20 protein-coding genes, 1 other RNA gene and 1 other annotated feature are annotated in these 20,244 nt (G+C 43.3%); of the genes, 20 read left to right on the forward strand and 1 reads right to left on the reverse strand.

Features of this window, described 5'->3' with window-relative positions:
* Nucleotide 1 precedes the first annotated feature (1 nt).
* The 17 genes from J2Z20_RS01350 (at nt 2) to rnpB (ending at nt 16,667) form a co-directional block, all read left to right on the forward strand.
* Nucleotides 2-976 carry a PhoH family protein gene (locus J2Z20_RS01350; protein ID WP_209844608.1) on the forward strand — a complete coding sequence of 325 codons (975 nt, stop codon included), beginning with the start codon at nt 2-4 and terminating at the stop codon, nt 974-976.
* Between the two features lie 14 nt (nt 977-990).
* Nucleotides 991-3,222, forward strand: a complete 2,232-nt coding sequence (locus tag J2Z20_RS01355; protein WP_209844610.1) for an HD family phosphohydrolase — start codon at nt 991-993, stop codon at nt 3,220-3,222.
* 37 nt (nt 3,223-3,259) lie between these two features.
* Nucleotides 3,260-3,757: an rRNA maturation RNase YbeY gene (ybeY, locus tag J2Z20_RS01360; protein ID WP_209844612.1), complete on the forward strand. Its 498-nt coding sequence runs from the start codon at nt 3,260-3,262 to the stop codon at nt 3,755-3,757.
* Entirely contained in the window at nt 3,757-4,134 is a 378-nt protein-coding gene (locus J2Z20_RS01365) for a diacylglycerol kinase family protein (RefSeq protein ID WP_209844614.1), read from the forward strand. The genes ybeY and J2Z20_RS01365 overlap by 1 nt, the downstream gene beginning before the upstream one ends.
* A gap of 46 nt (nt 4,135-4,180) precedes the next feature.
* Nucleotides 4,181-4,588: a cytidine deaminase gene (locus tag J2Z20_RS01370; RefSeq protein ID WP_209844616.1), complete on the forward strand. Its 408-nt coding sequence runs from the start codon at nt 4,181-4,183 to the stop codon at nt 4,586-4,588.
* A gap of 11 nt (nt 4,589-4,599) precedes the next feature.
* Nucleotides 4,600-5,502, forward strand: coding sequence for a GTPase Era (era, locus tag J2Z20_RS01375; protein ID WP_209844618.1), 903 nt, complete (start codon nt 4,600-4,602; stop codon nt 5,500-5,502).
* Between the two features lie 116 nt (nt 5,503-5,618).
* Entirely contained in the window at nt 5,619-5,762 is a 144-nt protein-coding gene (locus J2Z20_RS01380; protein WP_209844620.1) for a YqzL family protein, read from the forward strand.
* Between the two features lie 36 nt (nt 5,763-5,798).
* Complete coding sequence (recO, locus tag J2Z20_RS01385) at nt 5,799-6,548, forward strand: DNA repair protein RecO (RefSeq protein WP_209844622.1); 750 nt, start codon at nt 5,799-5,801, stop codon at nt 6,546-6,548.
* Nucleotides 6,549-6,596: 48 nt separating this feature from the next.
* Nucleotides 6,597-6,803, forward strand: a binding site (T-box leader).
* Between the two features lie 86 nt (nt 6,804-6,889).
* Nucleotides 6,890-7,777, forward strand: coding sequence for a glycine--tRNA ligase subunit alpha (glyQ, locus tag J2Z20_RS01390; protein ID WP_209844624.1), 888 nt, complete (start codon nt 6,890-6,892; stop codon nt 7,775-7,777).
* Complete coding sequence (gene glyS, locus J2Z20_RS01395) at nt 7,770-9,845, forward strand: glycine--tRNA ligase subunit beta (protein ID WP_209844626.1); 2,076 nt, start codon at nt 7,770-7,772, stop codon at nt 9,843-9,845. Before glyQ ends, glyS begins: the two co-directional genes overlap by 8 nt.
* 46 nt (nt 9,846-9,891) lie before the next feature.
* Nucleotides 9,892-10,365 carry a YaiI/YqxD family protein gene (locus J2Z20_RS01400; RefSeq protein ID WP_209844628.1) on the forward strand — a complete coding sequence of 158 codons (474 nt, stop codon included), beginning with the start codon at nt 9,892-9,894 and terminating at the stop codon, nt 10,363-10,365.
* Nucleotides 10,366-10,407: 42 nt separating this feature from the next.
* A complete protein-coding gene (dnaG, locus tag J2Z20_RS01405; RefSeq protein WP_209844630.1) occupies nt 10,408-12,228 on the forward strand; it encodes a DNA primase in 1,821 nt (606 codons plus the stop codon).
* Nucleotides 12,229-12,271: 43 nt separating this feature from the next.
* Nucleotides 12,272-13,408, forward strand: coding sequence for an RNA polymerase sigma factor RpoD (rpoD, locus tag J2Z20_RS01410; protein WP_209844632.1), 1,137 nt, complete (start codon nt 12,272-12,274; stop codon nt 13,406-13,408).
* Nucleotides 13,409-13,480: 72 nt separating this feature from the next.
* Nucleotides 13,481-14,305: a hypothetical protein gene (locus tag J2Z20_RS01415; RefSeq protein WP_209844634.1), complete on the forward strand. Its 825-nt coding sequence runs from the start codon at nt 13,481-13,483 to the stop codon at nt 14,303-14,305.
* Nucleotides 14,302-15,063 (forward strand): tRNA (adenine(22)-N(1))-methyltransferase, encoded by a 762-nt coding sequence (locus J2Z20_RS01420; RefSeq protein WP_209844636.1) that lies wholly within the window; start codon nt 14,302-14,304, stop codon nt 15,061-15,063. The genes J2Z20_RS01415 and J2Z20_RS01420 overlap by 4 nt, the downstream gene beginning before the upstream one ends.
* Entirely contained in the window at nt 15,039-16,154 is a 1,116-nt protein-coding gene (locus J2Z20_RS01425; protein ID WP_209844638.1) for a Nif3-like dinuclear metal center hexameric protein, read from the forward strand. Before J2Z20_RS01420 ends, J2Z20_RS01425 begins: the two co-directional genes overlap by 25 nt.
* A gap of 101 nt (nt 16,155-16,255) precedes the next feature.
* Nucleotides 16,256-16,667, forward strand: an RNA gene (rnpB, locus tag J2Z20_RS01430) — RNase P RNA component class A.
* 101 nt (nt 16,668-16,768) lie between these two features.
* Here rnpB and J2Z20_RS01435 read toward each other — a convergent pair.
* Nucleotides 16,769-18,664 carry a S8 family peptidase gene (locus J2Z20_RS01435; protein WP_209844646.1) on the reverse strand — a complete coding sequence of 632 codons (1,896 nt, stop codon included), beginning with the start codon at nt 18,662-18,664 and terminating at the stop codon, nt 16,769-16,771.
* 198 nt (nt 18,665-18,862) lie between these two features.
* Here J2Z20_RS01435 and J2Z20_RS01440 point away from each other — a divergent pair, with 198 nt between their 5' ends.
* The 3 genes from J2Z20_RS01440 (at nt 18,863) to J2Z20_RS01450 (ending at nt 20,135) form a co-directional block, all read left to right on the forward strand.
* Nucleotides 18,863-19,360: a YpuI family protein gene (locus J2Z20_RS01440; RefSeq protein ID WP_209844648.1), complete on the forward strand. Its 498-nt coding sequence runs from the start codon at nt 18,863-18,865 to the stop codon at nt 19,358-19,360.
* A 133-nt stretch (nt 19,361-19,493) separates the two neighbouring features.
* Nucleotides 19,494-19,724: a DUF1540 domain-containing protein gene (locus tag J2Z20_RS01445; RefSeq protein ID WP_209847155.1), complete on the forward strand. Its 231-nt coding sequence runs from the start codon at nt 19,494-19,496 to the stop codon at nt 19,722-19,724.
* 51 nt (nt 19,725-19,775) lie between these two features.
* The gene (locus J2Z20_RS01450; protein WP_209844650.1) at nt 19,776-20,135 is read left to right on the forward strand and encodes a hypothetical protein; all 360 of its coding nucleotides are present in this window, start codon (nt 19,776-19,778) and stop codon (nt 20,133-20,135) included.
* Nucleotides 20,136-20,244 lie beyond the last annotated feature (109 nt).

The raw sequence follows: 20,244 nt of genomic DNA on the forward strand, positions 1-20,244 counted from the left end.
TTTGGCAGAACAAAAATACAGCGTAAAAATTTCACTGCAAAACGCAGCGGAAGGACTATCACTATTCGGACCGCAGGATTCCTTTTTAAAGCTGATTGAACAGCGCATTAGTGATGCAAAAATCGGATCTCGTGAAGCTGAAATTGTTATTTACGGTAATGAACATGAGGTTGAAATACTTAAACAATTGTTTGAAGTGCTGCTTCAGCTAGTACGCAACGGATATATTCTTACAGAAAGAGATATCCATTATGCGCTTGAGCTTGCAAAAGATTTACGTGCAGACGAATTGCTCGACTTGTTTAAAGGAGAAATCACAACGACTTTCCGCGGTAAACCTATTCGCGCCAAAACGATCGGACAACGTCACTATGTGAAGACAATTAAAGCGAAAGATGTTGTGTTTGGAATTGGACCCGCAGGTACTGGGAAGACGTATCTCGCCGTAGTACTGGCGGTGGCAGCGCTGAAAGAAGGATCGGTAAAACGAATTATACTAACGCGTCCTGCTGTTGAAGCTGGAGAGAGCTTAGGATTTTTACCGGGTGATCTGCAAGAAAAGGTAGACCCATATCTTCGTCCGCTGTACGATGCTCTCTATGATGTGATGGGACCGGATCAAGTGGCAAAAGCTCTTGAGCGCGGACTGATCGAGATTGCGCCGCTTGCTTATATGCGCGGCAGAACGCTGGATGACTCATTTATTATTTTGGATGAAGCCCAGAATACAACGGCTGAACAAATGAAAATGTTCCTTACTCGTTTAGGATTTGGTTCAAAAATGGTCATCACGGGTGACGCTACACAAATTGACTTGCCGAAAGGTAAAAAGTCTGGTTTGGTAGAAGCTAAACAGATTTTAAGTGACATTGAAGAGATCGGTTTCGTTTATTTTGCAGAACAGGATGTCGTGCGCCATACACTTGTTCAGAAAATTATTGTTGCCTATGACCTTGCTGCGGAAAAACAAGGATAGAGAGGATTGTCTCTATGACCTCAAAAGATGTGTCACAACATAAATTAAAACATAAAAAAGCAAGCGGATGGAAGCACAGCGTTCAGACACGCTATGCTTTGTTTTTCATTTTAATATTGCTGTTTTATTTATTTCTGGCACCAAAGCTCCTTCCAGAGCGATATGACATCAAAGTCGGAATTCCTAGTGATAAGGAAATCGTAGCGCCGAAGCAAATTCCAAATACAAAGGCGACTTTGCAAGCTCAAGAGGAAGCGGCGGCACGCGTGCAGCCAATGTATACGATCATTCTAATGCGCAACGAGAATTTAATTGTGCAGATACTAGATCGCATTGAACGGCTTAATCAGGATGATCAAGTATCGACTAGCGATAAAGTTTCGATTTATAGGGAAGAGATTCCGCAAAGATTCGATGATTTTGTGCACAATTTTATTCAGAGCAACCGCAACTCAGGCGTATATTCTGCAACGTTGCTAGAGGAAATGAGCAAGCGGATTGAAGAGCAGAAATATCGTATTCCTGAGGAAACGTACATCAAATTGCCAAGGCTTTCTTCTCAAGATATTCAGGAAATGAAGCCGGTTGCAAGGGAAATTGTGTCGCGCCTTATGAATGACCAGATTACAGATGCACAGACGGCTAGAGCTAAAGTTGCCGAGCTCGTAAGTACCAGTTCTCTAAGTCAACGAACTTCAAGGGAAGTCGTGCAGGAATTAGCTCGCCTTGTCATTACTGCGAATAAGTTCTATGACGAGGAAGCTACGAAAGAGGCAAGAGTGTTAGCGCGTGAGAATACACCTACGGTGTATATTGAGAAGGGTGATGTGCTCGTTAAGAAAGGTCAGATCATTACCCAGGAAATTTATACGCTCTTGGATGAAAATGATTTGCTTCAGAATGAAGTAAATTACTGGCCGGAGTTCGGTTTGTTCATTTTTTCGTTTATTCTTACGTTCGGTTTGTTCATGTATATAAGACAATCCGGTACACAAGGCAAGCAATTTAAGTATAGCAATTCACAGCTTCTTATGCTGGTTATGATTTTTGCAATTACTTTAATTTCGATGTATTTGGTCAGCATGTTGCAGACTGAGAGTCGCCCTGGAATAGGCTACGTAGCACCTGCCTCTATTGGTGTTATGCTCATTACATTGCTGCTGGATTCGTCTATTGCATTTGTATGCGCAATCGTCATTAGTATATTGGCAAGTATTATTTTGAATGTACGACAAGGGCAAATATTTGATTTCTATTATGGATTTTTTGCGGTTGTCGTCTCCTTTGCTTCGATCTTTGCCATACACCGCGCCAGTCAACGTTCCAGCATTTTGAAAGCAGCCATTATGGTATGCCTTTTCGGTTCCTTATCCGTAGTAGCACTTATGCTTATTGGATCGGGACAATGGGATCAGACAAGTTTCTTGTATTCGGTTGGATTTGCTTTTGCCGGCGGGTTGTTGACGGCGATTTTAGTTATTGGTTTAATGCCATTTTTTGAAGGGACCTTTGGCATTCTGTCTGCATTAAAGCTGGTTGAACTGTCCAATCCAAATCATCCGCTGCTTAGAAAGCTTCTAACGGAAACGCCAGGCACTTATCATCACAGCATCATGGTAGGCAATTTATCAGAAGCTGCCGCAGAGGCGATAGGTGCTAACGGTTTATTATGTCGTGTCGGTTCTTACTATCATGATATTGGTAAAACGAAGCGGCCCAGCTATTTCATCGAAAATCAGACGAACATTGAGAATCCGCATGATGCTATTGATCCGAAGCTGAGCAAATCAATTATTATTGCCCACGCACGCGATGGGGTTGAAATGCTCAAGGACTATAAAATACCGAAGCCAATTCGTGACATTGCTGAGCAGCATCATGGCACGACATTGCTGCATTATTTCTATCATAAAGCGCTCACACAAGCGGAGGAGAAGGGAATTGAACCGGACTTTACCGAGGATGATTTCCGGTATCCAGGTCCTAAAGCACAGTCCAAAGAAGCGGCTGTAGTGGGTATTGCAGATAGTGTGGAAGCGGCGGTTCGTTCACTTCGAAATCCAACGGTGGATCAAGTAGAGTCGATGATTGAGAAAATTATTAAGAGCAGACTGGATGATCATCAGTTTAACGAATGTGACATCACAATGAAAGAGCTTGATATTGTTGCTCAAACTTTGAAAGAATCGGTAATGGGGATATTCCATTCGCGTATTGAATATCCTGACGAAATGAAGAAATCTTAAAAATACAAACGTACAAATAAAGGAGAGCTGTCGCAGTATGAGTTTGCAGCTGGTATGGAGCAATGAGCAGAACGATTTTGAAATTAGCGAATCACTAATTTCATTGCTCGAAACGATTTTACAAAAAGCAGGAGAAGCAGAAGGCATCTTGGAAGGTGAAGTCGACCTAATGTTTGTCGATGATGAGCAGATTCACGTGCTGAATCGTGAGTATCGGGGAATCGACCGCCCTACAGATGTTCTGTCCTTCTCTATGGTTGAGTCGCTAGATGAAGAGCTCGATATTGTATATGAAGTAGAAGACGAAAGTGAACTTGCGGAAATAACAGACGTACTAGGTGACATTATTATTTCGATTCCTACGGCAAAGAGACAAAGTGAGGAATACGGACACTCTATTGAAAGAGAGCTTGGTTTCTTATTCGTTCACGGCTTTCTGCATTTGCTAGGATATGATCATCAAGATAAAGAAAGCGAGGCTGAGATGATGTCTAAACAAGAAGCGGTCCTTGCACAGGTGGGATTAACGAGATAATGTCTAGGAAATCGTGGATTAGCACGTTTGGACATGCTTTTGAGGGTATATGGTACAGTATGAAAACGCAGCGGAATTTAAGAGTACATTTGATCATGGCGGTGCTTGTAATAGGTGCCGCTGCCTTTTTCCATATATCTTGGGGTGAATGGCTAGTGCTGCTGCTGACGATATCCGTCGTCATCGCCGCCGAATTGATGAATACAGCAGTGGAATCTGCCATGGATCTTATATCTCCTAACCCGCATCCATTAGCGAAGATTGCTAAAGATACAGCCGCTGGCGCAGTACTTGTTACTGCAATTTTCGCTGTTCTCATCGGCATCATTATTTTTTATAAACCGGTATTCATTTGGTTTGGATGGATGAATAGCTGAATGAATCCGTAGATACCGTTACATTATAAAAGGAGCTGTATGAAATTTGAGTTATCATTCTTTATTAGATGAAGCTAAGAAAGCCCGCAGCAAGGCTTATATTCCATACTCTCACTTTGGCGTAGGTGCAGCGCTCTTAGATGCCGATGGACAGATACATCACGGTTGCAATATTGAGAATGCTGCCTTTGGACCTACCAATTGCGCGGAACGAACAGCCATATTTCGCGCTATTGCCGACGGTCATCAACCAGGAAGCTTTAAAGCTATTGCCGTAATTGGAGATACAGATCATCCCATCTCGCCTTGCGGCGTATGCCGCCAAGTTATGATCGAACTGTGCGGTCCAGATATGCCAGTCATATTAGGCAATATGAAAGGCGATGTGCTGGAGACGACGGTACGCGATCTTTTACCTGGTGCCTTCGGCCCATCGGATTTGGAGAAGAAATAACGGAGGAATGTATGAGTACATCTAAGTTTAAATCGGGTTTTGTTGCGATTGTCGGCAGACCGAATGTCGGTAAATCAACTTTAATGAACCAAGTCATCGGACAAAAAATTGCGATTATGTCCGATAAACCGCAAACAACCCGTAACAAAATACACGGTGTGTATACCGCTGACAATACACAAATTGTGTTCCTGGACACTCCAGGAATCCACAAACGCCAGTCTAAGCTCGGCGACTATATGAATACGACAGCGCTTGGTACACTCGGCGAAGTCGAAGCTGTTCTCTTCTTAGTTGATGCTTCAGAAGGAATTGGCGGAGGTGACCGCTTTATTATTGAGCAGCTTCAGCGTATTTCAACACCAGTCATTCTTGTGCTGAACAAGATTGATAAAGTTCAGCCTGAAGATTTATTGCCGCTTATTGAGGAGTATCGCAAACTGTATTCCTTTGCTGAAATTGTCCCAATCTCTGCAAAACTAGGCAATAATGTATCTACTCTGATCGAGCAAATTACGAAATATTTGCCGGAAGGTCCGCAGTACTATCCTGAGGATCAAGTCACAGACCATCCTGAGCAGTTCGTTGTTGCAGAGCTCATTCGTGAGAAAATATTGCATTTAACTCGTGAAGAAGTGCCGCACTCTATAGCGGTGACGATTGAAGATATGAGGGTGCAGGATAACGGAGTTGTTTATATTTCGGCCGTTATTTTTGTCGAGAGAGATTCGCAAAAAGGGATTATCATCGGCAAACAGGGCGCGATGCTTAAAGAAATTGGCAAGTTAGCGCGCCATGATATTGAAAAATTGCTCGGTTCTAAAATTTTTATGGAGCTGTGGGTAAAAGTGAAGAAAGACTGGCGTAATCAAGAGCGGGTTTTACGTGATCTCGGATTTCATCGCGATGCCTAGATTGTCTCTCGATTTTCTCTTTCCTGCCAGTTATTGCAACGCATAGAACGTTTCCGTTAGCACATCCTATTTTCGTAAAGATGCAGGCGTCATTTCCGAAGAAAGGATGAATACGTATGCGAGATTTTTCGTGGAAGTATTTTGCGATGACTGGAGATGTCGATGCTTACTTGTTGTATAAACTAGCGACCGACAATGAGAATACGGCTGAGCAGGCAGCTGCAGCAGAAGAGATGAACGTCGATGAAGAAGCAGATTGATGCGCTCATCATGGAACAAATATTGGGGGAAGAGACATGCTATACAGGGTGGAAGGGATTGTCATCCGCAGCATGGACTACGGCGAGGGGAACAAAATCATTACGCTTTGCACCGAAAACTACGGCAAAGTAGGGGTGTTAGTTCGTGGAGCAAAAAAGGTGAAAAGTCGGCATGCCGCATTAACACAGCCTTTTACCTACGGACAATATGTTTTTTTTCGAAATGGCAATGGACTTGGAACATTGAATGCCGGTGAAATATTTGAATCCTATCATTCTTTGCGTGAGAATATCGAGCAGGCAGCTTACGCCTCATACGCTTGTGAGCTCGTAGACCGCGGCCTTCACGATGAAGAAATCGGTGCTTTTTGGTTTCATCAGCTTAAAGCTTGTCTGGATTCTCTTCTAGAGAGCAAAGATATTCACGTGGTCATACACATTTTCGAAATGAAAATTTTGCAGGCTTCAGGTTATGGCCCAGAGCTTGAACAGTGCATATCATGCGGACGAAAGAGCGACGAATTTAAAGTCAGCCCTCGCCTTGGCGGCGTATTGTGCCAGTCATGCAAGCATCACGACCCGGCATCTTACACGGTATCTCCAAGAACACTAAAGCTGCTGCAACTTTTTGCCAAAATAGATCTACGGCGACTTGGTAATATCGATGTGAAGGATGAAACGAAAGCGGAACTGAAAAAAGTGATGCGCGATTTTATGGATATGCAGATGGGGCTTCATTTAAAGTCGCGAAATTTTATTGATCAATTGGATAAATATGATATTTGACTTACTGAACAAAATTTTATATTATAAATTGTAAGTTTCTCAAAATTGAGACATGCTGTGAACGAGAAAGTAATGGATTAATGCTTTGTAGCGAGCTGGGGACGGTGTAAGCCCAGTAAGATAGATCCATGAAATATGGCACTCGGGAGCATGGTATTGAACGTGAAAAAGTGGATTGCGGCATTTTTCGTGATGAATCGGAAATGTTCGTAATCAAGTAGGGTGGAACCGCGGGAATATACTCTCGTCCCTACGTCTGAATCACTTCAGGCGTAAGGATGAGAGTTTTTTTGTCGTCCATCTCCTGAATAAATATTTTGATGCAAAGGGGTTTTTAGCCGATGAACTTTCAGCAGATGATATTGACGCTGCAACAGTTTTGGGCCGAACAAAATTGTATAATTGTCCAGCCCTATGATACGGAAAAAGGCGCAGGCACAATGAATCCAATGACATATCTTCGTTCTATTGGTCCTGAACCATGGAATGTCGCTTATGTAGAACCATCCCGTAGACCTGCTGACGGACGATACGGGGAGAATCCGAATCGTTTGTATCAGCACCATCAATTTCAAGTTATTTTGAAGCCATCACCAGACAACATTCAAGAATTGTACTTGGAAAGCTTGAAACGTCTAGGTATCGATCCGCTTCAGCATGATATCCGTTTTGTTGAAGATAACTGGGAAGCACCGACGCTAGGCGCGTGGGGTCTTGGCTGGGAAGTATGGCTAGACGGTATGGAAATTACGCAATTTACGTATTTCCAACAAGTAGGCGGAATCGATGCGAACCCAGTCGCTGTTGAAATTACCTACGGTATGGAGCGGCTCGCTTCATATATTCAAGATAAAGAAAACGTATTTGAACTGGAATGGGTTAATGGAATTACGTACGGCGATGTATTTCATCAACCTGAATATGAACATTCCAAATATACATTCGAAGTTTCCGATGTAAAAATGCTTTTTACTCTATTTAATATGTACGAGGAAGAAGCAAATAAAGCGATGGATCAACATCTCGTATTTCCTGCGTATGATTATGTTCTGAAATGCTCCCATACGTTTAACTTGCTGGATGCTAGGGGGGCGATCAGCGTAACCGAACGCACAGGATATATTACGCGCGTTCGTAATCTAGCTAGACAAGTGGCTGCAACCTATTTGGAAGAACGGGAGAAACTCGGATTCCCGCTGCTTAAGAAAGGAGAGGTGGAACGTGGCTAAAGATCTATTGTTTGAAATTGGACTTGAAGAAGTTCCGGCAAGATTTATTCGCGCAGCCATGAACCAAATGAAAGAAAAAACAGAGAAATGGCTGAATGACTCGAATATTTCTTACACAGCGGTAGAAGCTTATGCAACACCTCGCCGGCTTGCTGTAATCGTAAAAGAAGTTGCTGAGAAACAAGAAGATATTCATGAAGAAGTAAAAGGCCCTTCTCGTAAAATCGCACAAGACGAAAACGGCAACTGGAGCAAAGCGGCACTTGGTTTTGCGCGAAGTCAAGGTGTTGATCCAGATCAATTTACGTTCAAAGAAGTTGGCGGTGTAGAGTACATCTATGTGAATAAAAGCCGCATCGGCGTACAGACGGCAGAAGTTTTGCCAGAAGGTCTGCTTCAGGTCATCACTTCGATGTCTTTCCCGAAAAATATGCGCTGGGGCGCTCATGACTTCAAATTTGTTCGTCCGATCAAATGGATCGTTGCTCTATTTGGAAAAGATATCGTTAATCTTGAAATTGCCGGCGTGAAAGCAGGTAAAATATCAAGAGGACATCGTTTCCTAGGTACAGAAGTAGAAATATCCGAACCATCTGCTTATGTGGAGACACTTCGCAAGCAGTATGTCATCGTAGATGTAAATGAACGGCAAGAGTTGATCACTTCTCAGATCAAAGCGTTAGCAGAGGAGAAAAAATGGAAAATCGGTGTTAAAGACGATCTTCTTGAAGAAGTATTGTTCTTGGTAGAATGGCCAACAGCACTGTTCGGTACATTCGATCCGTCGTTCCTGAATATTCCTCAAGATGTACTTATTACATCGATGCGTGAGCATCAACGTTACTTCCCAGTGCTGAACGAGCAAGGTCAATTGCTGCCTTATTTTGTAACGGTTCGCAACGGGAATAAAGATTCCCTTGATATCATTGCTAGAGGGAATGAGAAGGTGCTGCGTGCTCGTCTGTCTGATGCGAAATTTTTCTATGAAGAAGATCAGAAGATGGCTATTAAAGACGCTGTGTCTAAGCTTGAAAGCATCGTGTTCCATGAAGAGTTAGGTACTGTAGGCGATAAGGTTCGCCGGATTCGCAGTATTGCTGACCGCCTTGCTGAACGTTTGCAAGTATCGGCTGGGACTAGCGAATCAGTTAGCCGAGCATCGGATATTTGTAAATTCGATTTGGTAACCCAAATGGTATATGAATTCCCAGAACTTCAAGGAGTTATGGGTGAAGATTATGCTCGTAAAGCCGGAGAGAGCGAAGAGGTTGCTAAAGCGATATTCGAACATTATCAGCCGCGTTTCTCAGGCGATGACGTTCCTGCGTCTATGGTGGGTACAATCGTCAGCATTGCGGATAAAATGGATACGATTGTAGGTACTTTCTCGATTGGCATTATTCCGACGGGTTCACAAGACCCTTACGCACTTCGTCGTCAAGCAGCGGGTATTGTTCAAATGATGCTCGAACATAAACTTTCCATTACTCTTGGAGAAGTGTTCCAAATTGCGCTTGACGCCCATAAAAATTTCCACGAGTTGAAACGTTCTGACGAGGAAATACGTAAAGATTTATATGAGTTCTTTGGCCTTCGCGTCAAGAAGACACTCTCCGAAGATTTACGCTATGATGTGGTGGATGCAGTTATAGCATCAGGGTTCGACGATATTGTCTCTGTCGTGGCTCGCGGACAATCGCTTATGAAGGCTGTTCAGGGTACCGATGACTTTAAGACGACCGTTGAATCATTTAACCGTGTGAGCAACTTGGCATCTAAAGCTTCCTTTACTACAGTTACTCAAGAGCTTTTTGCCCAAGATGAGGAAGCGAAGCTATATGAGGCATGGAAGTCTGTTTCCGGTGCTTATGAACAAGCTCTGTCCGAACGAAAAGCTGAAGAGGCTCTTCATCTGCTTGCCAGCTTGAAACCTGCCATTACTGAATTTTTTGATAACGTGATGGTTATGGCTGAAGATGAGAAGGTTCGCATGAACCGTCTCGCGCTGCTTGCGAGCATCGATCGTGACCTTAAGCAGTATGCGGATTTTAGTAAGCTTGTTTGGTAATAAAGAAGGATATATACAGATGAACAGATAGGAATCTGGTGATCTTTTGAATCGTAATCTTTCATTACGTATTGTGGTTGATGCTGATGCTTGCCCGGTCAAATCGGAAATTGCAGCCGTTGGAAGGCAATTTAATGTACCCGTCTGGCTCGTTTCCTCTTATGATCATCTGCTTAAGGCAGAGGAAGGGGTGAGCATCATTCATGTCGACCGCAGCGACCAAAGTGCTGATTTATATATCGCGAATCATATCGTTCGCGGCGATGTGGTTCTAACGCAAGATTATGGATTAGCTACGCTGGCGCTGTCCAAATCTTGCCACGTGCTTTCTTTTCGAGGAAAGATATATAATAATGAGAACATTGATTTTTTGCTGGATCGCAGATTTATACAAGCGAAGGCAAGACGAAATGGTAAGCATACCAAAGGACCTAAGCCATTTACTATAGATGATCGAACATTTTTTCAACAACAATTGACAAAACTTTTGCATTGTTTGCAGGAGAATGTTCACTTTTAGCGAAACTATATTTATGTGGGAAAAGAGATGAAGGTGGTTAAGATGAGTACCGGACATAGCAGTATTCCGGAAGAAGTCATCGAAGCGGTATTACAGCAGCACGATATCGTTGATACAGTAGCCAAATACGTTCATCTAACCAAACAGGGGAAGTACATGAAGGGCCTTTGTCCATTTCATTCTGAGAAAACCCCTTCGTTTACAGTTACACCTGAGCGGCAAATTTTCTACTGTTACGGATGCGGCAAGGGTGGAAATGCCATTAAATTTAGAATGGAAATCGAAGGATTATCGTTTCCTGAAGCCGTAAAAGTAATGGCAGATGAAGCTCATATTCCTGTTCAATTTGGGGACGGTCATGAATCCGCTCCGCGGAACTTGGAAATAGAGCGTTTGTTGCAAGCTCATGAATGGGCAGCTAAATTTTATCATTTCTTACTCAAAAATACTGAACATGGCAAGGCTGCAATGGAATATTTGCGGTCACGGGGCTTTACCGATAAGATGATCGACCAGTTTCAAATCGGATACGCGCCGAATCGGTGGGATACATTGGTACAGTTTCTGACGAAACGCAACTTTGATCTTGCTGAGATGGAGCGAGGGGGACTTTTAACCCAGCGTAACGATGGAACAGGTTATATTGATCGGTTCAGAGATCGGGTTATGTTTCCCATCGCGAATCGCAGCGGTAGAGTTATTGCTTTTTCAGGGAGAATATTAGGCGAAGGACAGCCCAAATATTTGAACTCCCCGGAAAGTAAATTGTTCAGCAAAAGCCGTACATTATACAATTTGCATCAAGCTAAGACGGCTATTCGCAAGCAGCGGCAAATCGTCCTTTTCGAAGGATTCGGTGATGTGATCAGCGCTTGGGAAGCAGGAGTGCATAATGGGGTAGCAACGATGGGAACTGCCCTAACGGAAAGCCATGTAGCGATGATGAGAAATTTAGCGGATGAGGTGATTGTCTGCTACGACGGAGATTCAGCTGGACAAGCTGCTGCCTTGAAGAGTATACCTTTGTTTGAGAATGTAGCGCTGCATGTGAAGGTGGCTGTTTTAAGAGACGGTCTCGATCCTGATGAATACATCAAGAATTTTGGTGCGGAACGGTTTGTTGATCAAATCATTGAGGGGGCCGTTTCCACTACAAAATTTAAACTTATATATCTGAAAAAAAACCATATACTGCTAGAAGAAGACGGTAAAGTTGCGTATGCAAGGGAAGCTCTTGAGGTTATTGCGCAGCTTCCTTCCCCTACGGAGCGGGAAGTGTATCTTAAGGAATTATCAACTGAGATACAAATTGAATATGAAACATTAAAGCAAGAATGCAATGTTATTAGGCAGTCTGTGCAAAAAAAGCAGCCTTATGGGGATAATAACGCAAAAAGGTGGAATAATGGTAGGCATAAAAAAGGGCAGGTGCCAGCTCCAAACCTGCTGCCTGCATATCATACGGCTGAGAGAAGATTGCTTGCGATCATGCTGCAAGATGAAGAAGCTGCAAGGTATGTAGAAGAACGCCTAGGAGATGCCTTTAATATTGATGAACATGCGGCCATTGCTGCTTATCTATATGCTTATTATGCACAAGGCAAACCGCCAGACATTAGCCGCTTCATTGCATCACTTCATGATGATCGTTTAGAGAAAACGGCAAGTTCCATATCGATGATGGATATTCCGATGGACTCTGATGTTCAAGTACTAGATGATTGTATACGGGAAGTCCAGAAATTCCCGCTGCTCAAAAAAATTGAGCAAAAGAAAGAAGAAATGATGCGCGCGGAACGTGCTGGTGATTTTTTGCGTGCAGCACAAATTGCAAGTGAGATTATAGCCCTAGAGAGACAGTAAAAGTAGGAGTACGGATTGTTTCTAGGGAGGAGGGAGTCGAAATATGGCGAATGATCAGCACACTGAAATAGAAACAGAACTGACGCTGGATCAAGTCAAGGACCATCTGATTGAATTAGGTAAAAAGAGATCATCGTTAACTTACAAAGATATTATGGAAAAATTGTCACCGTTCGACCAAGATCCTGAGCAAATGGATGAATTTTTTGAGCAATTAGCTGACCTTGGGATCGAAGTTCTGAATGAAAATGACGAAGATGAAGATATGCCTCATCGCTCATCTGATGATCATGAAGAAGGTGATCATGATGATTTTGGTTTTGATGATGATTTGTCGTTACCGCCAGGTATTAAAATTAATGACCCTGTACGGATGTACTTGAAAGAAATAGGTCGAGTTCCTTTGTTATCTGCGGATGATGAAGTAGAGCTTGCGAAACGAATTGAAAATGGGGACGAAGAGGCAAAACGCCGGTTAGCTGAAGCGAATTTGCGCCTCGTTGTCAGCATCGCCAAACGTTATGTAGGCCGCGGTATGTTGTTCCTTGATCTAATTCAAGAAGGAAATATGGGGCTCATTAAAGCGGTTGAGAAATTTGACCATAAAAAAGGTTACAAATTCAGTACCTATGCGACATGGTGGATTCGCCAAGCAATTACACGGGCTATCGCGGATCAAGCTAGAACGATCCGTATTCCTGTGCACATGGTTGAAACCATCAACAAATTGATTCGTGTATCCCGTCAACTCTTGCAAGAACTCGGCCGTGAGCCTGCACCGGAAGAAATTGCAGCTGAAATGGATCTCAGTGTTGAGAAAGTGCGAGAGATTATGAAGATTGCACAGGAACCTGTTTCACTGGAAACGCCGATCGGGGAGGAAGACGATTCGCATTTGGGAGATTTTATCGAGGATCACGAAGCACTCGCTCCTGCTGATGCGGCGGCCTATGAATTGCTTAAAGAGCAGTTGGAAGATGTGCTCGATACGCTTACCGAAAGAGAAGAAAATGTACTTCGTCTTCGTTTTGGCCTGGACGATGGCCGTACCAGAACACTCGAAGAAGTTGGTAAGGTGTTCGGTGTTACGCGTGAACGGATTCGCCAGATTGAAGCGAAGGCGCTTCGTAAGCTGCGTCATCCAAGCCGCAGTAAACGGCTTAAAGATTTTCTCGAATAATGCGTATATTTGGACCTTCTGCGGCATAGCAGCAAGGTCTTTTTTTACGAGTAGAAGAAGGGTTGGTGCTAAATGGATCAAGAAAAGCGCAAAATGATTTATACTGAAATTGAGAATTGGCAAAGGAATCGATTACTTCCAGATCAATATAGTGAATTTCTACTCAATTTATATGATGAAAACCAGTCCGGCAAGGATAATCATCTATTGTCGTTGTCTTCACTAATGCAAGGAAACATTCGCTCTTGGCTTTCTGCATTTGGAATTTCTTCCTGGATTTGTTTTGTTGGTTTTTATTTTAGCGTTTTTTCTTGGCCAATGCAAATCTTTACAGCACTTGTTTTTATTGGTCTTTGTTATGCATACGCATTTGTTTGGCGTCATACTCGTATTACGACTTCTTATACATTGACGGGCATGGCCAGCTTTCTTTTGCTCGGCTTTGGCATCTGGCTGATCGACCTGCATCAAATCAATTTTAAGCTTGGATCCATTATTTTACTTCTACTATGTAGTTTAACATGGACGATTTTAGGTTATTTAATGGATATTGGACTTTTACATTATTTTGGTTTTATAGGTTGGGCACTGCTATATGCTGCTTTATTTTATCATGCTGTGCCTGATGCCTCGTGGTGGCAGGTTCAAATGCTTTGGCTCCCACTCAGTGTTCTGATGATATGGTTCAGTTGGCTCGTGCATCACAAAGATCACAAACTTCCGTCCGTTTATTTTATCGTTGGAATAACACTGTGGTTTATGCCTGAAGCGGATCTAACGATACTTCGAGGTCATTCGCCGGAAGTGATGGGTCTTCTAAGTTTTATTAAAATCGCTATAGCTTTTAGTTTATTATTTAATTTACGAAAAAAATGGATTGCGTGGGTTGTCTCATGAAATTATCAGCAAGACTACAACAAATCGCCGATCAGATCCCTGCTGGCAGCCGTCTAGCGGACATTGGTTCTGATCATGCTTTACTTCCTGTGAGTACCGTTCAAAGTGGAATAGTCATTTCAGCAATTGCGGGAGAAGTGAATCCAGGACCTTTCCAGGCGGCTCAAAAACAGGTTGCTGAAGCTGGTTTAAGTGAAGTTATATCTGTTCGAAAAGGGAATGGACTCGAGGTTATTGAGCCAGGCGAGGTAGATGTCATTACGATTGCAGGAATGGGGGGAAGCCTCATTGTTAGGATCTTAACCGAAGGGTCCGAGAAGCTTGAAGGTGTATCCAGACTCGTCCTTCAACCGAATATAGGGGAAGATGTTGTTCGCCGCTGGCTCGTCCGCGAAGGTTGGTATCTTGTAGAAGAGCATATTTTAGAGGAAGACGGCAAAATATATGAAATTTTAACCGCAGAACGGGTGCAAAACGCTTCGGAACGTAATGAACAACTATACGCGGAGCGAGAGTTGCAAGGCTGCGGAATTGGGCTTTCCAAAGAAATGCTTATATCGATGGGGCCATATTTAGTGGAAAAGACGAACGCTGCTTTCTTCAAAAAATGGCAAGGTGAAATTGCAAAGCTGGAACGAATCCGTAAATCATTATCCGAATCAGAGCTGGAAGCGTCTAAACAGAAAGAAAAAGCAATAGCTTCGGAAATCGAACAGATCAAGGAGGTACTCAAATGTTTGCAAAAGGGCAGACCGTAATTCAGTATATGGAGCAGCTTGCACCTAAGCATGTTGCTGTACCGGATGATAAAATCGGGCTTCAGCTCGGCAGCTTACATAAAAATATTGAAAAAGTGCTCGTGACATTGGATGTCAACGAAGAAGTGGTCGATGAAGCGATTTCTCTTGGGGCGGAGTTAATTATTGCTCATCATCCGATCATTTATCGGCCGCTTTCTCATTTGCAAACTGATACACCGATGGGTAAAGTGTACGAGAAGCTCATTAAGCATGATATTGCTGTGTATGTTGCCCATACGAACCTTGATGTGACCGAAGGCGGTATGAATGATTGGATGGCTGAAGCGCTCGGGATTGAAAATCCAGCGCCTCTTGAAGATACGCATACGGATCAATTGTTTAAGCTTGTCGTTTTTGTCCCTAAAAGTCATCATCAACAGGTGCTTGATGCGATCCTTAACAGCGGTGCTGGAGCTATCGGTAATTACACACATTGCAGCTTCAATATCGAAGGAGTTGGCACGTTCGTGCCTCAAGAAGGTACGAATCCGTTCATCGGTGAACAAGGAAAAATGGAACGCGTTGAAGAATTTAGAATTGAGACGATCGTGCCCCAAAGTATCCGAAATAAAGTCGTTCAGGCTATGCTGAAAGCTCATCCATATGAAGAGGTAGCATACGACTTATACCCGATGGATTTGAAGGGTCGCTCCTTTGGTCTTGGCCGTGTTGGGAAGCTTAAGGAGCCTGTTCGTCTAAGTGAGTTTATAGAACGGGTAAAAAGCGGTCTTGATGTGCCTTTTGTACGTGTGGTTGGTGATCTGAATCGAGAAATTAAAAAAGCCGCTGTACTTGGCGGCTCCGGAAGAAGCTATTGGAAGCATGCTTTGTATCGCGGCGCGGACGTACTTGTAACCGGCGATATCGATTATCACTCGGCTCAAGATGCTTTGATGGCAGGTCTTATGATTGTGGATCCAGGTCATAATGCGGAGAAAATAATGAGACCGCGGGTAGCGTCCTGGCTTCAGCAAAAACTGCAGGATAACCGCTATGATACGAAGGTCATTGCTTCTGAAGTCAATACGGAACCATTTCAATTTCTATAATTCCTATATTGGATGAACTATGACATTATATACAATAATTTATAGTCCTATCGGGGTTGTTTTAAGCAATGAATCCTTGTATACTATAAATCGTTGTGCAGAAAGTTTAACAGACAATCGCTGACAGCGGGTAACCGCTGTGAGAGGAAAGTCCGGGCTCCACAGGGCAGAGTGCTGGATAACGTCCAGTCAGCGCGAGCTGAAGGATAGTGCCACAGAAATGGACCGCCGATGGCTGCTTAACCGCAGCACAGGCAAGGGTGGAACCGAGGTGTAAGAGACCCCGAGGAACGTTGGCGACTTCGTTCCTGGTAAACCCCACTTGGAGCAAGACCTAATGGAACGCGGCGTTTTCATCGGAAGACGCAGCCTTAGCCCGAGGTGCGTTCGGGTTGGTCGCTTGAGCCAATCAGCAATGGTTGGCCTAGATAGATGATTGTCGCTTAAAGTGGCAGGGTAGTTCCCGTTATGACCACAAAGAGCACAGAACCCGGCTTATGGTAAACTTTCTAAACTAGCAACAAGACTGTTTTCCCTATAAGGTATATGCAAAGAATAGAGACGTGTACATTCGAGGATCGATCCTCGGGGTACACGTCTTTTTCATTCATCTCTTATTTTCCATTGTCTAAAATCTCTCTAAGTCTTCTTTCAATAAACCAAGGCCAAAATTGAAGTGTCTGTGTTCCGCCCCCTGCGGATTTCAGCGCTTTATAGACGTCGACTTGACCGTATCCGTAATATTTGTCACGACCTGGAGTGCCTAGATCGATGACGCTCTTACGCATTAAGTGCATGACTTCTTTATTCGTCAAATTCGGGTTGCGTGTCCGAATTAATGCAGCAAGCGCTGCAACGTGTGGGCTTGCCATTGATGTTCCTGAGAGGGCAGCGTACTGATTGTTCGGGTACGTGCTTGCAATGCTGGTTCCTGGTGCTGTTACATCGATATAGTCGCCATAGTTGGAATAGGATGCTAACTTCATATTTGAATCGGTCGCAGACACTGCGAACACTTCAGGATAAGCTGCCGGATAGCCCGGACGTTCTGTGCTGTCATTCCCTGTTGCGGCCACAAGCACGACATCTCGGTCGTAAGCATATTTGACAGCGTCGTGAAGAAATTTAGCGTCGGCATAGTTGCCGAGGCTCATGTTAATCACTTTTGCCCCATGATCGGTTGCCCATATAATTCCTTGAGCTACGGAATAGGTTGTTCCTGATCCTGATTTATCTAATGCTTTGATCGGCATAATTTTGTTATACCACGTCATTCCTGCAACACCTTCACCATTGTTAACAACGGCAGAAATGATGCCTGAGACGTGAGTTCCATGCCCAACGTCATCCATGGGCTGTTTGTCAGGTTCGATGACGTTATACCCTTTGACGAACTGTCCTCTTAAATCGGGATGATTCATATCGACACCTGTATCCACGACCGCCACAACGACATCGTCGCTGCCCTTAGATAAATTCCAGCCTCGGTTTGTTTCGATGGCGGGTAAATTCCATTGATAGGGGGAGAACAAAATATCGTTAGGCACTTCAGCCTCGTCAATCTGTCCATTTCCGTTATCATTTTCGTTCGTCAAATACAAATAATGAGGTTCGGCATAAACTGGATTCCATTTAGATAGAAAATACTGTGTCAGATCTCTTGTGTTCATGCCATCCGCACGGAAAATATACGTATACCCAAGTTTGCGAGCCTCTTCGCATCGTAAATCGGCTCGAATCCTTCTCATTTCCTGAGCGGTTGGCTCTTTCCGAAAACGGACAACAACTTCATTCTCATAATAGTGACTTGCTTTCTCATTATCGTGACCTGTCCGCACAGTCATATCTTTCAGTGTGTCTGCATGAACAGACTCCACTCTATATTTGCCTTCCTTGGGATAAGGAATCAGCCTTAAGTTTTTTCTCTGATGATTGACCACTTCGCTTAGAATATGTTGACTCATCAAGGCAATAACTCCTCGCGGTCTATTGCCCTCAGCGCACTGCGCCATAATAAAATATTTGTCTCCATTCATTAAGAACGAAGGAGATTCATAATTTTGATGCTTTCGAAGCGCTTGTTTGGCGAGACTGAAATAGGTGTTTAATTGTTTGTTTTCTGCAGCGGACCCATTTTTGCCCTGTTCACCAAATAGAATCGTTTTTTGTTTTTGAAAATCGACTAATGTCAACATTTTAATTTGCTGATGTGACTTTTGGAGTTTTTCCATATAACTGTGAATTTCAGCTGGCGATTTAGAGGCCATTATTTTTAAAATCGTCTTTAGATGATGCTTCGCATCCATTCTTGTTAGTCGGTCTGTAGCAATCACATCTTGACTCATAAGCTGCAACTTTATTTTTTGTTCTTGAATTGCTGACTTAGGTCTAACTTCTTCAGCACTTTGCGGGCGTGAACAACCGGTCAACGTTGAAAATATAAGAGTAGCCGCTAGACCGCTTGCGACGATCGGGCGGAACAAATTCGCTTTCGCTCTGGAGTGACGCATCGTTTTCCTCCTGTAACCTTAATTTTCGACTTGTCCTTAGCGTGAGATGAAGAGAAGCATTTTATACCTAAGGGGGCAGAAGGGGATACCGCTACAGTCTATTTTATGGTAGGATAATACATGAAAAAGATGGTCATTCAAAAACGGTGTTTGGCCGGTCTAGATTAAAGGGACGAAATATAAGGGGGAGCTTCCGTTATGTCAGCAGCCAATGTTCAGAAATTATGTGAAACGTCGAGAGAAAAATTAAAATCAGCCATTGAAACTCTAGAGGTTTTCTTGAACCAGTATTCACTTCCACAATTATTAACTGAGCAGGATGAGGAAACGGAGCGTTTTTATAAAGGGTTCCTGTCGGACCTACGCCATTTACTCGTATTTTCTGAAGTTTCTTATGAAAAATTAGGGATTGCACTGCGCAGAGCCAGCTTTGATGTTGATTTTGCTGAAAAAGCACTTTATCACTTGTATCATCACAGTGTAAATAATTTCTTCTACCCCAAAAATGAATGCTATTCTGAAGATGGCCGCTACGCATATACAGGTCAAGACGCCATTCGTTTTCGTAAGAAGCCAGTAAGGGCTGCAAGAGATGTGATTATGGATATTACGAAAGTGTTTGAAGAGCTTCGAGATGATCTTACTTATTATGAAAGTGATTATTTAACACAGCGCCGGATGCAGGGACAAGCGTAATGATGCATAAGGCTAAATAGAAAATAGTTAAGGAGATGCCGGTAACGGCATCTTTTTTTGTATAGGTTTGCATGACAAGCAAAGTGCATAGTCAAGAAGCGAGGGGGGGACAATGGTTGGTGAGGTGATGAGAATGCCAAACGATACAAAGCCAATTGTCAAATGCAGTGTATCCAATTGTACTTATTGGGGAGCGCAAAATGTGTGCAATGCAGATCTCATTATGATTGAAATTGACAAGCATGCAATGAAGCAATTGAATGAGGAATTTGCGGGCGAGACATTTGATTCTACTCACCAAGACAAAGCTCCTACCTCTTCAGCAACATGTTGTCATACGTTTAAACTGAAGTCCTCATCCTAATTTTTATGAAATGCAAGGGATCTAATCATTCACGCAAAGGAGGCGTCTTTAATGAGCGAGGAACATAATGAACATGAAGAGAGGGATAATCCTAAGAATGATCGCATTGATTACCCGCGAAAAGAACACCGAGAAGAATACGGTGCTGAAATTGCTGCCCCGGTTGAACATCGAGAGGTCGCTGACACAGAAGAGAGAGATGTTGGAAGAGGGATTGTAGCAGGTTACATCGGTCTTGCCATAGGAATTCTTTCCCTGTTCATGTGGTCCATTGTTCTTGGGCCAGTGGCTGCAGCACTTGGCTACTATGCATACAGTGAAGGGTACAGGTCGACAGGAGCTTGGTCCATTGGACTTGGAATCGTAGCGACTTTAAGTTACTTTTTTCTAGTCCCATTCGTTGGAGGTTGACTTTAAATTCTATAATAAATGCAGGCTTTGAGTCCTATTTACGAGGGTCCAAAGTCTGTTTTTTTGTTTAAACATGTGGTAAAAATCGACAAAACCATGTAAAATGAAA

Origin of the sequence: Paenibacillus sediminis (genome assembly GCF_017873765.1) — a bacterium.
Classification (GTDB): domain Bacteria; phylum Bacillota; class Bacilli; order Paenibacillales; family Paenibacillaceae; genus Paenibacillus_AG; species Paenibacillus_AG sediminis.